Consider the following 13,799-nt stretch of genomic DNA (forward strand, 5'->3'; position numbering starts at 1 on the left):
GTCAGAGGCGTATCGGTTTCTTGTTCATGAACTCCTCAATCCCCAACGGACCCAGTTCCCGCCCGATCCCCGACCGCTTGATCCCCCCGAACGGCAGATCCGCCTCCGAACCCCCCGACTTGTTGACGTAAACCATCCCCGCCTCGATCCCCCGGGCCACCCGAGCCGCCCGCCGTCGATCCGCTGAGAACACGCTCGCCCCCAATCCGAACGGGGTGTCGTTCGCCAGAGTCACCGCCTGCTCCTCCGTCTCCGCGCGGAACACCAGCGCCACCGGGCCGAAGATCTCCTCGTGGTACGCCGCCATCTTCGGGGTCACCTCCGTCAGGACCGTTGCCTCCAGGTACGCGCCCGGGCCTGGGATCCGGTGGCCGCCCGCTCGCAGGGTTGCTCCTTCGCGGATCGCCGCCTCGATCTGGGCCGCCACCTCGTCCGCTGCCGATGATGAGGCCAAGGGGGGCAATGTTGTTGCCGGGTCTGCCGGGTCGCCTGGGATGAAGTACTCCGTCACGCGCTTGGCGAACCGGTCGGTGAACTCCTCGTACAGCTCGCCCAGGACGATGATGCGCTTGGGTGCGTTGCACGACTGGCCGCAGTTGCGCATGCGGGCCGTGGCGATCGTCTTGACCGTTTCGTCCAGGTCGTCGGTGTCCAGCACGATCAAGGGGTCCGAGCCGCCCAGTTCCAGGACGCACTTCTTGAGGTTTCGGCCGGCTTCGGCCGCCACCGAAATTCCGGCCTGCTCACTTCCGGTGAGCGACACGCCCTGGATGCGCGGGTCCGCGAGGATCCCGGGCACCTGACGGCTGGAGGCGAACACGTTCACGTAGGCGTCCGCGGGCACCCCGGCGTCCCGCAGCACGGACTCGATCGCCACCGCCGAGCGCGGGCAGATCGACGCGTGCTTGAGCAGGATCGTGTTGCCTAGCACCAGGTTCGGCGCGACGAACCGCGCGACCTGGTAGCACGGGAAGTTCCACGGCATCACCCCCAGCAGCGCCCCGATCGGCTCCTTCGTCAGCACCGCCTCGCCGCCGCGGATGGCCAGGGGCTCGTCCGCCAGCAGGGCCGGCCCGCGCTCGCTGTAGTACCGGAAGATGTCCGCGACGACGCCGACTTCTCCGCGGCCCTCGTTGATCCGCTTCCCCATCTCCAGGGTCATGATCGCGGCGAGCTCGTCGGCACGCTCGGCGAACAGCTCCGCCGCCCGCAACACGATCGCGGCGCGTTCGGCGACCGGACGGGCCCGCCACACCCCGTACCCGCGGTGCACGCGGTCGATCGCCGCGCGGACCTCGGAGTCGGACGCGTTCGGGATCTCGTCGATCAGCTCGCCCGTCGCCGGGTTGGTGACTGTATACAAGGCGGCCTCCTGGGCTGGACTACTGGATACTGTATACACTATGTCAGCAGTGATCGACACCCTCGCGGCGGTACCCCCTCCGGTTTGATCGACTATCGTTCCCCCATGACGCTGGAACTCACCGGCGGACCCGATTTCTCCGCACCGGCCCCGAAAAACGCCCGTTGGACCCGGCAGTACGCCGGCCACGCGGTCACCTTCGGCTGTCCCGCCCGCCCGCCGGAACGCACTCCGCGGGTCTGGAGCGGACGCGGTCTCGGCCTGCCGGAGGCCGACTGGGCGGGGTTCGCCGAGCAGCTGCGTCGTGTCATGAAGAAGGACGCTTACTGGATCGCGCGGGCCGCCTGCCCGGACCGTCACGCGGGTGACGCGGCGATCTGGTCATCAGGCCGCTACGACGACGAAGACGGCTTCGTGTACTTCGCCGGCCCGTGCACCCACGGCGACCCGTGGCCCGGCTACCGCCCGGCCCGGGCGTTCACCATCGCGCTCCCCCACGTCCGCGGCCTGCGGATCCGGGTGGCGGCGTACTTCGCCCCGTGAAACCGGCCCACGCCGGAGCCGTCGCCGCGGTGGTCAGCGGTATACCGTCGACCACGCACGCGCTCCTCACCGGCGGTGACGTCTTGGCGGCCACCCGCGCGGCGGGCACCCTCCTGCCGGCACGACGGAAGCGGCCCGGCCTCGTGGCCGGGCTGATCGCGCACGTCGTCGTCTCCGCCGCCTGGACCGGCGTGCTCGCCGCGATCGCGCGCCACCACCGGCTGGGCGCCGGCGGCGGCGCGATCGCCGGGCTGACCATCGCCGCACTGGACCTCGGGATCGCGGCCCGCGCGTACCCCGCCGTGCAGGCGTTGCCGCGCGGGCCGCAGATCCTGGATCACCTGGTGTTCGGCGCCGTCACCGGCGCGCTCCTGGACCGTCCACCGTACTGTCCAAAGCGGACGGATCAGGGCACGACCTCGACGACGTCACCCGGGCTCAGCGAGTTGTAGAACTTCACCGCGGCGGCGTGCGCAAGGTGCACACACCCGTGGGACTTGGCCTTCAGGCTGCCCTCGTGGAACGCCACTCCGGTGGTGGTGAAGAACACCGAGTACGGCATCGGCCCGTTGTACTGCTTGCTGTAGTGGTCGATGTCCTTGTACTGCACGTGGAACTTCCCCACCGGGGTCGGGTACTTCGGCAGCCCCACGGTGATCGGGACGCCGCCGTAGGTGACGTTCCCGGCGCCGTCGGTCAGCCACGCGGTATTCGAACCGCGCTGGACGCAGGCCTTCGCTTCGGCACTGCACGGCGTTGACGCCGCTTCGGCCGTTCCCGCGAACGCCACGGTCCCCGCCATCACGGCGACCCCGCCCAGAAGTGCGATCATCCTCCGGTTCATCGTGTGCCTCCCGTTGTCGTTCGGCTACTCAAAGAGAGTGCCCACGCGGAGGATCTTCGAATCGGGAGGACGGAAAAATCAGTCCGGCGGCTGTGAAAGGCCGAGGAATTCGGCCTGCTCGCGGTCGTAGCGGCGGGTCAGGCCGGTGCCGTAGCGGTCCCACCAGTTCTGCGTGTGCCCGCCCTGGGTGGTCGTCGTCCCGCCGTAGACCTGGCGGTCGTATTCGACGCGGGCGTCGCGGAACTCCTGCTGGAACTGCTCCGGCGTCAGCCCCTGGACGTGCTGGATGGTCGCCTCGCCCAGCGTGCGCGAGCTGCGCACGATGTCCTCGCCCGCCATGTGGTTGAGGATCGCCCGGACGCCACCGGCGCCGCGCATGTGCGCGCCGGACATGATCGCGGCCTGGGTGCCGGGGTCGGTGAAGTTGAGCGCGCCCGCCGTGCGCGCGTTCGCGGTCATCAGGTCGGCGACGACCGCGCGCTCCTCGGCGCTGCCGATCCCGTACTGCTCGCGCGCGGCGATGATCCGGTCGTAGCCGTTGTGCATGTTCTGCCGGAAGCCGTAGGCCTCGGGCACGCCGCCCTGCTCCCCCGTCGCGCCTTCGGACCGCATGATCGAGTCGACGACGCGGGGGTCGAGCTGCGGCGGCGCCGCGGCGGCGGCAGCAGCGCCACCGCCGCTTTGCCCGCCGCCGTAGGCCTGCGCGACGTCGGAGTCGGCGGCGCGGTACCCGTCCGCGGCGGTCTGGACGTTCTGGTTCACCTTCACCAGGAGGCTGAGCAGCTTCTGCAGCGCACTGCCCAGCGACGAGTGCAGCGCCGAGTTCGCGGCCGCGACCCCGCTGCCGATCCCGGCGAACGACAACGCGTCCAGCACCAGGCCTTCCAGGTCGCGGGTCGCCGACAGGAAGGACGAGCCGACGTCTTCGACCGCCCTGACGACCGTCCCCATCTCCGCCGTTTCGGCGCGGTAGGCCCCGGCACTCATGCTCTGCTCCCTCCGGACAGCGGCTCTGCGCCTCGAGAATTCCCCACCGCGCCGGCCCGGTCCACGGCCGAATTACCCACTGTCGGCGGCCGGACTGCCCACAGCGGCGCTAAGGTCGGGAGATGAGCAAACCCGACGGCGACCCGAACGTGGTCGAGGGCGAGATCGTCGACGACACCCCGACGGCGGCACTGGCGATCCCGGCGCCCCCGCTGCCGGATCCGGACTACAGCGAGGGCGGCGTGCCCAGCTTCGACTTCGTCCGCGACAAGATCGAGAACCGTTACACGACGTCGCTCGGCGCGGCCGACGTCGCCGGCCTCGGCACGGAGAACACGGCCGAGGCCCTCGACAAGAAGATCGCCGACCGCGACCAGGCGGCGAAGGACCGGCTGGCCGAGATCCGCCGTTCGATGCGCGGCGAGTGACCTCCCGGCGCTTTCACGTCTGACGCGCGGCGCTCGTCCCGCACTCCGGCGCGCCGCTGCCGCGCAGGAAGTGCCCGGCCGCGTAGCCGGTGCGCCCGCCTGCGGTGCCGCGCAGCCACCGGTCGTCGCCCGAGGCGGGCGTGCCGTGCGTCCAGCACTCGGCCTGGAAGGTGCCGCCCTCGGCGACCCAGCCGACCCGGCGGCACGTCGGGGCCGCGCAGGACCGGAGGTTGAGGCCGCTCTTCCCCGTCCCGTCCACGAGGTACGGCGTCGGCGCGGTGCGCGCGAGCAGGTCACTGCCGCCGGCCGCCGGATCGGCCGCGGGCGCGCCGGGTGCACCGGCCGGGCCCGAGGCGAGGCCACCGAGCAGCAGGAAGAGCAGAACGGCCGCGAAGGCGGTGGCGGCCAGCACCCGGACGAGCACACCCGGTCTCAGCACGACGAACATGGCGATTCCTTCCCCTCGGTGCCATCCGCCGGGCCGGATCCGTTCCTGTCGTCCTTCTGGTGCGTCCTCACTGTCGGCGGGTTCCGGGCCTGGCTCCGGCCTTGCTCTGCAAGTGTCACTCCGGGAGCGCCCGCTTTGCAATTCCCACAGAGAAATCCCAGCAGGGAGTACCTGTTCGGCGTAACACCCCTGCGACCAGCGGAAATGGACCAACTGACGACACGAAGGGGTACCTTCACCCGCCCTTCCAGGCGGAGGGGGTATGTTCGCGGCGCGATGGGAAACCCAAACGGGGTTCCCACCGCGGACGGCCCACCGCCAGAACGAAGGTCCCCCATGGCCACCACGCAAGGTCCGATCGTGCCGCGTCGCCGGATCGCGGACACGCTGAAGAGCCTGCGTGACGAGTCCGGTCGCACCCTCGAAGAAGTGGCCGAAGCGCTGCTGATCTCGACGTCGAAGCTGTCCCGCCTCGAAAACGCGCAGGGCAGCCCGCAGGCCAGGGACGTCCGGGACCTGATCCGCTTCTACGGCATCGAGAACACCCAGCAGGCCGAGCGGCTGATGCGCTGGGTGCGGGCGTCCGGGCGGCAGGGCTGGTGGACCGACTACTCGCAGACCACGGCGACCCCCGGCCTCGACGCCCACCTCGCGTACGAGTCCGAAGCGACGGTGGCGCGGATCTACACGATCCCGCTGCTGCCGGTGCTCCTGCAGACCCCCGGCTACGCCCGCGCGCAGTATTCGACGCACGAGCCGTGGTGGTCGGCCGAAGAGGTCGAGCAGCTCGTGGACCTGCGGGAACGCCGCAAGCACGCCCTCGCCGGACGCGAGGACATGGACCCGCTGAAACTCATCGCGGTGACCCACGAGTCCGCCTTGCGGCAGTTCGTCGGCTCCCGCGAGATCATGCACGACCAGCTGGACCACCTGGTCGAACAGTCGACCGCGCCGAACATCGAACTGCGCGTGTTCCCGTTTTCCCAGCCCCCGCTGTTCTCGATGAGCTGCATGTACGCCTACTTCGAGTTCGAGAACGACCTGGACCGCGACATCGTGCACATCGAAACCCACGCGGGCTTCCGGCACATCGAGACCGCCAAGACGGTCGAGTACTACCGCGGCTACCACGACGCACTGGTCGCCGCCTCCCTCGAACCCGACGAAAGCCGCGCACTGATCCGCGAGATCCAAGCCGAGCAGTTCGGCTGATCGCGCACCCCCTTTTCCCTTCACGTTGGGACGAACGCATGGCTTTCGACTTTCCCGTTCCCGCAGGCGAAGACCTCCGGCTGGCGCGCAAACGGCTCGACACCGACGGGTACCTCGTGGTGTCCGACGACGAACTGGGTCTGCCCGGCACCAAGCTGCGCGAGCACCTCCTGCGCACGTACTTCACCCCGGACGTCCTCCGCTGCTACCCCGGCGACGTCCCCGCCGACCGCGAGCGCGCCCGGGACGTCGTCGAATACGCGTGGCACGGCGAGACCCCGGTGCTGGCCGAACACCCCGAGATCGCCATCGAGGACCGCGGGGGCCGCCCCGAGCGCCGCGAGTACGCGCGCACGCCGGTGGCCCACGACCCGCTGTTCGCGGCCTGGATCAGCGCCGCGCTCGGCCTCCTCCCGGAGCACCGCCGCCGTCCGCGGGGGACGTTCGGGGTCAACATCTTCCGCACGTTCACCAACGTCGTGACGCGGCCGCACGCCGACGGCGAGGAGTTCGTCTTCGTCTACGTCGTGGACCGTGCCGGCACCGGCGCGGAGACGACGTTGTACCGGCCCGAGGCCCCGGACACCGCGGTCCACACGCAGCGGCTGGAGCCGGGGCAGCTCATCGTGTTCGAGGACGCCCGGTTCCTGCACACCGCCAGCCCGCTCGTCGCACCGCCGGGCGGCCGCGCCCGCCGCGACGCGCTCGTGTGCACAGTGGACTACCCGCAGACCTACGGGCTCGCCTGACCTTCAGCCGAAGATGGCGAGCGGATCGCCGGTGTACCAAGCGTTTTTGATGACGACCCGGCGCATCACCCAGCGGTCGCCGTCGCGGACCAGGTCGACGGCGTAGCGGTTCTTCAGCAGCGCGTGCGTGCCGTGGTCGGCGCTCAGCAGGTGCTGGGCCTCGACCAGGGCGGTCAGGTGGGCGGTGTCGCCGTCGACGGCGACGCGCGGGTTGGTCACCTGGTGCGTGGTTTCGACGCGGCCGGAGAACAGCGCCAGGATCGTGTCCACGATCGCCTCGCGCCCGGTCATCAGCGCCGGCCGCGCGCCCCACCGCGCGGCCGCGGGCCGGAAGTCCAGCTCGGCGTCGGCGGCGAAGGACGACGCGAACAGTTCGCGGTCCTTGAGGTCTTGGCCGAGGCCGAAGCGGTACAGCGCGTCGACGATCTCCACGCGGTCGTGCAAGTCCGGCATCGAAGCTTCCTTTCAGCGAGGGCTTGGGTGCTTCAGCCTGCTGAGAGCCGCGAAGCCGATCAACGCGCTTCTGTGCCACGATCGTTAAGCACGAGTTGACGATGGAGGCGCAGGCATGCCGGAGCGGCGGGAGGTCGAGTCCTTCCTGACGCTGGCCGAGGAGCTGCACTTCGGCCGCACGGCCGAGCGGCTGCACGTGTCGACCGCCCAGGTCAGCCAGACGATCCGCAAGCTGGAACGCCGGATCGGCGTGCCCCTGTTCACCCGGACCAGCCGCCGCGTCGAGCTGACACCGGTGGGGCGGCAGCTGCGCGACGACCTGGGGCCGGCCTGGTCGGCGGTCGAGGCGGCGCTGGCCAAGGCCGTCGAAGCCGGCCGCGGGGTCACCGGGACGCTGCGCGTCGCGTTCGGCGACGCGGCGGGCGGGCAGCTGCTGGCCGGGGTGGCCGAGCGGTTCCGGCAGCGGGCGCCCGGCTGCCGGGTCGAGTTCCGGGAGGTGCGGCCGGCCGAGGTGCTGCCCTGGCTGCGCTCGGGCGAGGTGGACGCCGTGCTGGCCGGCCTCCCGCCGGCCGGCCCGGACCTCGTCACCGGCTCGGTGCTGGTGCGGGAGGTGCGCTTCCTCGCCGTCGCGGCGGGGCACCCGTTCGCCCGGCGGGACTCGATCCCGGTCGCGGACCTGGCCCGGGTCACCGTGCTGCGCTGCTCGCTGCCGGATCCGTGGCTCGACGAACACGCCCCGGACGCCGAAGAGCGGCCGGAGGCCGGCCTGCAGGAGCTGCTCACCCTCGCCGGCGCCGGTGCAGGCGTGCTGCCGGTCGGCGCCCACATCCGGCGCTACTACCCGCGGCCCGACGTGGCCTACGTGCCGCTCGCCGACGCTCCCCTCCTCGAGTGGGCGCTCGTGTGGGCGGCCGGCACGGCCTCCGCGCGGGTCCACGCCTTCGCCGAGGCCGCGGCCGACCTCGTGCGGGAACCGGGCGTCAGTCCGGCAGCCAGCGCATCTCGGTCGGCTGATGCGTCGCGATCGCGAGCAGGCGGTGCGGGAACACCGGTACCCGGCCACCGAGCCCGGTGAACCGGACCACCCGGTCGACGGCACTGCCGGGCGGCACGATCAGACAGCCCGCGATCCCGCGTACCCGGCACAGGTCGAACACGCCCAGCAGGCCGCGGACGCCGCGGACCGACAGGAACTCCAGCATGGTGAGGTCGAGCACCAGCAGGCGCGGCGCCGGCAATTCGCAGATGGCGGCTTCGAGCACCGTCGTCCACCGCAGCACCGTGTCGATGTCCAACTCGCCTCGCACTTCGACGACCAGCACACCACTGGTCCGTTGCGAGGCGATGTCGTCGCGCATCGCGCCTCCAGGGAGCCGTCCCCGTCCCGGGCCCATCGTCCCACGCCCAGCCGCGCGAAGCGACGGCGAAACGACGTCAGGCTTCCGTAACACCCGCGTGGAATCATCGGGGGTCCGGGGAAGTTGTACAGGCGGTAGCACCGCACGAGGAGAAGGAGTGACGCCGTGACCACGTCAACCGAAAGGGCCGTCCTGGCCGGCGGCTGCTTCTGGGGCATGCAGGAGCTGTTCCGCCGTCAGCCCGGGGTGATCTCGACCCGGGTCGGTTACAGCGGCGGCGACGTCCCGAACGCCACCTACCGCAACCACGGCACGCACGCCGAGGCCATCGAGGTGGTCTACGACCCCGCGCAGACCACGTTCCGCGATCTGCTCGAGTTCTTCTTCCAGGTGCACGACCCGACGACGAAGAACCGCCAGGGCAACGACATCGGCGTGAGCTACCGCTCGGCGATCTTCTTCGAGAACGACGAGCAGAAGCGGGTCGCCGAGGACACGATCGCCGACGTCGACGCGTCCGGGCTGTGGCCGGGCAAGGTCGTCACCGAGGTCGCCCCGGTGGGTGACTTCTGGGAGGCCGAGCCGGAGCACCAGGACTACCTGCAGCGCATCCCGAACGGGTACACGTGCCACTTCGTGCGCCCGGGCTGGAAGCTGCCGAAGCGCGAGAAGACCGCCTGACCCACCAGCACCACCGAAGGCCCCTTCGCCGTTCCCCGGCGAGGGGGCCTTCGTCGTCTCGGAGGCAGCGAAGATCGGCCGAACGGCGGTGATCCCGCCCGATTCCTCAATGGACAGTCGACGGCCCGGATCCCAATAGTGTCAAATGTCCTATTTGGGATGTATTGCGACTTGCGGATAAGTCCGTACGTTCGTCGCTTGTTCACGAGGCTTGCACACCGGATCCTGATTTCCGCTAAGCCGCACCAATTTCCCCGTCGTCCCCGTTCTCGGCCCGGTTCGTCACCGGGCCGGTTCGCCCTGCCCGGAGGAGATCACCCGATGCACCTGAGACGTCCATTCGTCTTGGCCGCGAGCGGCGCGCTGATCGCCGCGGTGTGCACGACCACCACCGCCCAGGCCCAGCCCGCCACCCCGAACGCCGTGCCCGACGCCCAGACCCTGGCCGTGTCGGCGGCGGCCGGTCTCGTGGCGAGCAGGCCCGCTGCGCTGCACGCGAGCGCGGACGACGTTTTCCTCGCCCAGAAGGCGATTTCCTCGACCAACGGCCTCAAGTACATCCCCTACGAGCGCGCCTACAAGGGCCTGCCCGTGGTGGGCGGCGACTTCGTGGTGGCGACCGACTCCACCGGCCAGGTGCTCGGCACCTCCGTCGCGCAGGACCGGACGATCGACCTCGCCACCACCACCGCGAAGGTCTCGAAGGCCGCGGCCGAGGCGACCGCGCGGCAGCAGCTGTCCGCCGTGGACAGCGTGAGCCCGGCGCAGCAGGTCGTCTACGCGCTCGGCACGCCGGCGCTGGCGTGGAAGAGCACCGTCGCCGGCCGCGACGCCGAGGGCCCGAGCCTGCTCGACGTCATCGTCGACGCCGCCACCGGCAAGGTGCTCCGCACGCAGGAACACGTCATGAACGGTGACGGCACCAGCGCGTGGAACCGCCCGAACCCGGTGCACCTCGACACCACGCAGTCCGGCAGCACGTACTCGCTGAAGGACCCGAGCCTCACTAACGTCTCCTGCCAGGACGCGGCCAGCAACACCACCTTCAGCGGCCCGGACGACCTGTGGGGCAACGGCAACGCCACCAGCCGCGAAACCGGCTGCGTCGACGCCCTGTTCGCCGCGCAGACCGAGAAGAAGATGCTCACGCAGTGGCTGGGCCGCAACGGCTTCGACGGCAGCGGCGGCGGCTGGCCGATCCGCGTCGGCCTGAACGACCAGAACGCCTACTACGACGGCAGCCAGGTCCAGATCGGCAAGAACACCAACGGCCAGTGGATCAGCTCGCTGGACGTCGTCGCGCACGAGCTCGGCCACGGCATCGACGACCACACCCCGGGCGGGATCTCCGGCGCGGGCACGCAGGAGTTCGTCGCGGACGTCTTCGGCGCCTCGACCGAGTGGTTCGCCAACGAGCCGTCGGGCGGCGACGTCCCGGACTTCCTCGTCGGCGAGACGATCAACCTGGTCGGCTCCGGCCCGATCCGCAACATGTACAACCCGTCGGCGCTGGGCGACAAGAACTGCTACGACAGCAGCGTCCCCAACGGTGAGGTGCACGCGGCCGCCGGCCCCGGCAACCACTGGTTCTACCTGCTGGCCGAGGGCACGAACCCGGCCAACGGGCAGCCGACCAGCACGACGTGCAACAGCTCGTCGATCACCGGCCTCGGTGTCCAGAACGCGGTGAAGATCTTCTACAACGCGATGCTGCTCAAGACCTCCAGCAGCTCGTACCTGAAGTACCGCACCTGGACGCTGACCGCCGCGAAGAACCTGTTCCCGGGCAGCTGCACCGAGTTCAACACCGTCAAGGCGGCGTGGGACGCGATCAGCGTGCCGGCGCAGTCGGCCGACCCGACGTGCTCGGCGACCGGCACGGTCACCGTGTCCAACCCGGGCAACCAGTCCACCACGACCGGCGCTTCGGTGAACCTGCCGCTGTCGGCCAGCGGCGGCACCGCGCCGTACACCTGGTCGGCCACCGGCCTGCCGGCCGGCCTGTCGATCAACGCCTCCACCGGCACGATCTCGGGCACCGCGACCACCGCGGGCACCTCGAACGTCACGGTGACGGCGAAGGACGCGGCCGGCAAGACCGGCACGGCGTCGTTCAGCTGGACGGTCGGCACCACCGGCGGCTGCTCCGGCCAGAAGGTCGCCAACGGCGGCTTCGAGTCGGGCAGCACCAGCTGGACCGGGACGACCGGCTCCATCGGCCAGTGGGCCGCGGACGGCCAGGCCGCGCACGGCGGCACGTATTCGTCGTGGCTGGACGGGTACGGCACCACGCACACCGAGTCGATCGCGCAGTCGGTGAGCATCCCGGCGGGCTGCCACGCCAGCCTGACGTTCTACCTGCACATCGACAGCGCGGAGACGACCACCTCCACCGCCTACGACAAGCTGACCGTCACCAACGGCAGCGCGACGCTGGGCAGCTACTCCAACCTGAACAAGGCGTCCGGGTACGCGCTCAAGACCATCGACGTCTCGTCGGCGGCCGGCGGCACCCTCGCGCTCAAGTTCACCGGCACCGAGGACAGCTCGCTGCAGACCTCGTTCGTCATCGACGACGTGGCCGTCACGCTGAGCTGACGCCGGATCACTGAATAGCTGGAGCGGGGAGGCCGGGAAACCGGTCTCCCCGCTTCTGCGTTTTCCGGAGCAGAATCGGCGCATGGACACCGAATGCACGCCGACGCCGAACTGGACGGCCCCGGCATAGGGCGACCTCGACGAGGAGCAGCTGGCGACCCTCAAGAAGCTGACCGAGCGCTACTGCGTCGTGTTCCAGTCCCTGCGGACGCCGCCGGAGTTCGCCGTCACGCTTTCGGCGAACTGAATCGTCTCCGGGAGAAACCCGGAGGACAAAGCGGACAGCGTGCCCTAGCTTGTCGGGGGTCACCGGAAGGGGAGCCGACATGCCCGACATGCCACAGCCGGAACCGGACGTCGCCGTCCGGGTACGCGGGCTCGTGAAGACCTATGGTTCGACCCGCGCGCTCGACGGCGTCGACCTCGATATCCCGGCCGGGCGGGTGCTCGGCCTGCTCGGCCCGAACGGGGCCGGGAAAACCACCACCGTCCGCATCCTGACCACGCTGCTGCGCCCGGATTCGGGGTCGGCGCACGTGGCCGGGTACGACGTCCTGGCCGAGCCCGACGAGGTGCGGCAGCGGATCGGGTTGTCCGGCCAGTACGCCGCCGTCGACGAGAACCTCACCGGGTACGAAAACCTGTACATGGTCGGGCGGCTCTACGGCAGGCGGAAGGCTTCGGCCCGCTCGCGGGCCCGTGAGCTGCTCGCGCGGTTCCGGCTCGAGGAGGCCGCCGACCGGCCGGCGAAGGGTTATTCCGGGGGCATGCGCCGCCGGCTGGACCTGGCCGGCGCGCTGGTCGGCGAGCCGAGCGTCGTCGTGCTGGACGAGCCCACCACCGGCCTCGACCCCGGCGGGCGGCTCGACACCTGGGCGGTCATCAAGGAGCTCGTGGCCGACGGCACGACCGTGCTGCTGACCACCCAGTACCTCGAAGAAGCCGACCAGCTCGCCGACTCGATCGTGGTGATCGACCACGGCCGGGTGATCGCCCGCGGCACGGCGGACGAGCTGAAGGCCCAGATCGGCGGCGAGCGGCTGGAGCTGGTCGTCGCGTCGGTCGCGGACCTGCCGGTCACCCTGGACGTGCTGCGCGCGGTCGGCACCGGCGAACCGTCCAGCGACGACCACACGCGGCGGGCGGAGATCTTCGTGGACACCGGCCCGAAGGCGCTCATCGAGGCCCTGCGGCGGCTCGACTCGCACGGCATCGTGGTCCAGGACGTCGGGCTGCACCGGCCGACGCTGGACGACGTGTTCCTGTCCCTGACCGGCCACGGCGCCGCAGCCACCGAGGAGGCGGCGAAGTGAACGCGCTCACGAAGAGCATTTCCGACGGCGGCATCGTCACGTGGCGCAACCTGATGACCGTCCGCCGCAACCCCGATTGGCTGATGTCGGCGACCCTGCAGCCGATCATGTTCGTGCTGCTGTTCGCCTACGTCTTCGGCAACGCGATCGGCGGCGAAGCGGGCGGCGCGGCGTACCGCGAGTTCCTCATCGCCGGGATCTTCGCCCAGACGGTGGCTTTCAACTCGGCGTTCACGGTCATCGGCTTCGCCAACGACCTGCAGAAGGGCATCATCGACCGGTTCCGCTCGCTCCCGATGTCCCGCATCGCGGTGGTCCTCGGCCGCACGACGTCGGACCTGGTGGTCAGCGTGGTGGCGCTGGTGGTGATGTCGGCCTGCGGGCTGCTCGTCGGCTGGCGGATCCGCGGCAGCTTCTGGGACGCGCTGCTGGGTTACCTGGTGATGCTGATGTTCGCGTGGGCCCTGACGTGGGTGGGCGCCCTGATCGGCCTGGCGGCGCGCAGCGTCGAGGTCGCCCAGAGCGCGGGCCTGGTCTGGATGTTCCCGCTGAGCTTCATCAGCTCGGCGTTCGTCCCGACGGACACCCTGCCCCCGTTCCTGAAGGCGATCGCGGACTGGAACCCGTTCTCGGCGGTGATCAACGCCACGCGGGACCTGTTCGGCAACCGGTTCGGCGCCCCGCCGACGGGCTGGCCCGCGGAGAACGCGGCGCTGTACGCGATCCTGTGCTGCGTGGCGATCATCGTGATCTTCGCCCCGCTGGCGACGGCGCGGTACCGGCGGGTGGCGAGCAAGTAGCAGGGCAGTCCGAAGGGGACCG

16 protein-coding genes are annotated in these 13,799 nt (G+C 70.5%); 10 read left to right on the plus strand and 6 right to left on the minus strand.

The window, feature by feature from the left end; genetic code table 11:
* Position 1: 1 nt before the first annotated feature.
* Entirely contained in the window at positions 2-1,363 is a 1,362-nt protein-coding gene (locus Q5425_RS03735; RefSeq protein ID WP_308670647.1) for an NAD-dependent succinate-semialdehyde dehydrogenase, read from the minus strand.
* Between the two features lie 105 nt (positions 1,364-1,468).
* On the opposite strand from Q5425_RS03735, the gene Q5425_RS03740 reads away from it, so the two are divergent.
* Positions 1,469-1,906 (plus strand): hypothetical protein, encoded by a 438-nt coding sequence (locus Q5425_RS03740; RefSeq protein WP_308670648.1) that lies wholly within the window; start codon positions 1,469-1,471, stop codon positions 1,904-1,906.
* The gene (locus tag Q5425_RS03745; protein WP_308670649.1) at positions 1,903-2,358 is read left to right on the plus strand and encodes a hypothetical protein; all 456 of its coding nucleotides are present in this window, start codon (positions 1,903-1,905) and stop codon (positions 2,356-2,358) included. The genes Q5425_RS03740 and Q5425_RS03745 overlap by 4 nt, the downstream gene beginning before the upstream one ends.
* Here Q5425_RS03745 and Q5425_RS03750 read toward each other — a convergent pair.
* Positions 2,313-2,750 carry a L,D-transpeptidase gene (locus Q5425_RS03750; RefSeq protein ID WP_396135123.1) on the minus strand — a complete coding sequence of 146 codons (438 nt, stop codon included), beginning with the start codon at positions 2,748-2,750 and terminating at the stop codon, positions 2,313-2,315. The two genes, Q5425_RS03745 and Q5425_RS03750, sit on opposite strands and share 46 nt — an antisense overlap.
* Before the next feature lie 78 nt (positions 2,751-2,828).
* A complete protein-coding gene (locus tag Q5425_RS03755; protein ID WP_308670651.1) occupies positions 2,829-3,737 on the minus strand; it encodes a hypothetical protein in 909 nt (302 codons plus the stop codon).
* 122 nt (positions 3,738-3,859) lie between these two features.
* Here Q5425_RS03755 and Q5425_RS03760 point away from each other — a divergent pair, with 122 nt between their 5' ends.
* On the plus strand, positions 3,860-4,165 hold the full coding sequence (locus tag Q5425_RS03760) for a hypothetical protein (RefSeq protein ID WP_308670652.1): 306 nt from the start codon (positions 3,860-3,862) through the stop codon (positions 4,163-4,165).
* A gap of 13 nt (positions 4,166-4,178) precedes the next feature.
* On the opposite strand, the gene Q5425_RS03765 is transcribed toward Q5425_RS03760, so the two are convergent.
* Positions 4,179-4,613 (minus strand): hypothetical protein, encoded by a 435-nt coding sequence (locus tag Q5425_RS03765; RefSeq protein ID WP_308670653.1) that lies wholly within the window; start codon positions 4,611-4,613, stop codon positions 4,179-4,181.
* A gap of 336 nt (positions 4,614-4,949) precedes the next feature.
* Here Q5425_RS03765 and Q5425_RS03770 point away from each other — a divergent pair, with 336 nt between their 5' ends.
* Together Q5425_RS03770 and Q5425_RS03775 are read left to right on the plus strand one after the other, a co-directional pair.
* Positions 4,950-5,825 (plus strand): helix-turn-helix transcriptional regulator, encoded by an 876-nt coding sequence (locus Q5425_RS03770; RefSeq protein ID WP_308670654.1) that lies wholly within the window; start codon positions 4,950-4,952, stop codon positions 5,823-5,825.
* Between the two features lie 38 nt (positions 5,826-5,863).
* Entirely contained in the window at positions 5,864-6,574 is a 711-nt protein-coding gene (locus Q5425_RS03775; protein ID WP_308670655.1) for a 2OG-Fe dioxygenase family protein, read from the plus strand.
* Between the two features lie 3 nt (positions 6,575-6,577).
* Here the strand turns inward: Q5425_RS03775 and Q5425_RS03780 are convergent, their stop codons facing one another.
* Positions 6,578-7,027 carry a nuclear transport factor 2 family protein gene (locus Q5425_RS03780; protein WP_308670656.1) on the minus strand — a complete coding sequence of 150 codons (450 nt, stop codon included), beginning with the start codon at positions 7,025-7,027 and terminating at the stop codon, positions 6,578-6,580.
* 115 nt (positions 7,028-7,142) lie between these two features.
* Here Q5425_RS03780 and Q5425_RS03785 point away from each other — a divergent pair, with 115 nt between their 5' ends.
* Positions 7,143-8,102 carry a LysR family transcriptional regulator gene (locus Q5425_RS03785; RefSeq protein WP_308670657.1) on the plus strand — a complete coding sequence of 320 codons (960 nt, stop codon included), beginning with the start codon at positions 7,143-7,145 and terminating at the stop codon, positions 8,100-8,102.
* Here the strand turns inward: Q5425_RS03785 and Q5425_RS03790 are convergent.
* A complete protein-coding gene (locus Q5425_RS03790; protein ID WP_308670658.1) occupies positions 8,008-8,385 on the minus strand; it encodes an STAS domain-containing protein in 378 nt (125 codons plus the stop codon). The genes Q5425_RS03785 and Q5425_RS03790 overlap by 95 nt on opposite strands.
* A 165-nt stretch (positions 8,386-8,550) precedes the next feature.
* On the opposite strand from Q5425_RS03790, the gene msrA reads away from it, so the two are divergent.
* From msrA to Q5425_RS03810, 4 genes are all read left to right on the plus strand, one after another.
* On the plus strand, positions 8,551-9,066 hold the full coding sequence (msrA, locus tag Q5425_RS03795) for a peptide-methionine (S)-S-oxide reductase MsrA (RefSeq protein WP_308670659.1): 516 nt from the start codon (positions 8,551-8,553) through the stop codon (positions 9,064-9,066).
* A 321-nt stretch (positions 9,067-9,387) separates the two neighbouring features.
* Positions 9,388-11,664 (plus strand): M4 family metallopeptidase, encoded by a 2,277-nt coding sequence (locus tag Q5425_RS03800; RefSeq protein WP_308670660.1) that lies wholly within the window; start codon positions 9,388-9,390, stop codon positions 11,662-11,664.
* A gap of 335 nt (positions 11,665-11,999) precedes the next feature.
* On the plus strand, positions 12,000-12,977 hold the full coding sequence (locus Q5425_RS03805; protein ID WP_308670779.1) for an ATP-binding cassette domain-containing protein: 978 nt from the start codon (positions 12,000-12,002) through the stop codon (positions 12,975-12,977).
* Positions 12,974-13,777 (plus strand): ABC transporter permease, encoded by an 804-nt coding sequence (locus Q5425_RS03810; RefSeq protein ID WP_308670661.1) that lies wholly within the window; start codon positions 12,974-12,976, stop codon positions 13,775-13,777. Before Q5425_RS03805 ends, Q5425_RS03810 begins: the two co-directional genes overlap by 4 nt.
* The last annotated feature ends 22 nt before the right edge of the window (positions 13,778-13,799 follow it).

Origin of the sequence: Amycolatopsis sp. A133 (genome assembly GCF_031082405.1) — a bacterium.
Taxonomy (GTDB): domain Bacteria; phylum Actinomycetota; class Actinomycetes; order Mycobacteriales; family Pseudonocardiaceae; genus Amycolatopsis.

Excerpts from the sequence above, each read along its gene's own strand:
- Q5425_RS03740 (WP_308670648.1), top strand. The coding sequence starts at position 1,469 with ATGACGCTGGAACTCACCGGCGGACCCGATTTCTCCGCACCGGCCCCG.
- Q5425_RS03750 (WP_396135123.1), bottom strand. The coding sequence starts at position 2,750 with ATGAACCGGAGGATGATCGCACTTCTGGGCGGGGTCGCCGTGATGGCG.
- Q5425_RS03755 (WP_308670651.1), bottom strand. The coding sequence starts at position 3,737 with ATGAGTGCCGGGGCCTACCGCGCCGAAACGGCGGAGATGGGGACGGTC.
- Q5425_RS03760 (WP_308670652.1), top strand. The coding sequence starts at position 3,860 with ATGAGCAAACCCGACGGCGACCCGAACGTGGTCGAGGGCGAGATCGTC.
- Q5425_RS03765 (WP_308670653.1), bottom strand. The coding sequence starts at position 4,613 with ATGTTCGTCGTGCTGAGACCGGGTGTGCTCGTCCGGGTGCTGGCCGCC.
- Q5425_RS03770 (WP_308670654.1), top strand. The coding sequence starts at position 4,950 with ATGGCCACCACGCAAGGTCCGATCGTGCCGCGTCGCCGGATCGCGGAC.
- Q5425_RS03775 (WP_308670655.1), top strand. The coding sequence starts at position 5,864 with ATGGCTTTCGACTTTCCCGTTCCCGCAGGCGAAGACCTCCGGCTGGCG.
- Q5425_RS03780 (WP_308670656.1), bottom strand. The coding sequence starts at position 7,027 with ATGCCGGACTTGCACGACCGCGTGGAGATCGTCGACGCGCTGTACCGC.
- Q5425_RS03785 (WP_308670657.1), top strand. The coding sequence starts at position 7,143 with ATGCCGGAGCGGCGGGAGGTCGAGTCCTTCCTGACGCTGGCCGAGGAG.
- Q5425_RS03790 (WP_308670658.1), bottom strand. The coding sequence starts at position 8,385 with ATGCGCGACGACATCGCCTCGCAACGGACCAGTGGTGTGCTGGTCGTC.
- Q5425_RS03800 (WP_308670660.1), top strand. The coding sequence starts at position 9,388 with ATGCACCTGAGACGTCCATTCGTCTTGGCCGCGAGCGGCGCGCTGATC.
- Q5425_RS03805 (WP_308670779.1), top strand. The coding sequence starts at position 12,000 with ATGCCACAGCCGGAACCGGACGTCGCCGTCCGGGTACGCGGGCTCGTG.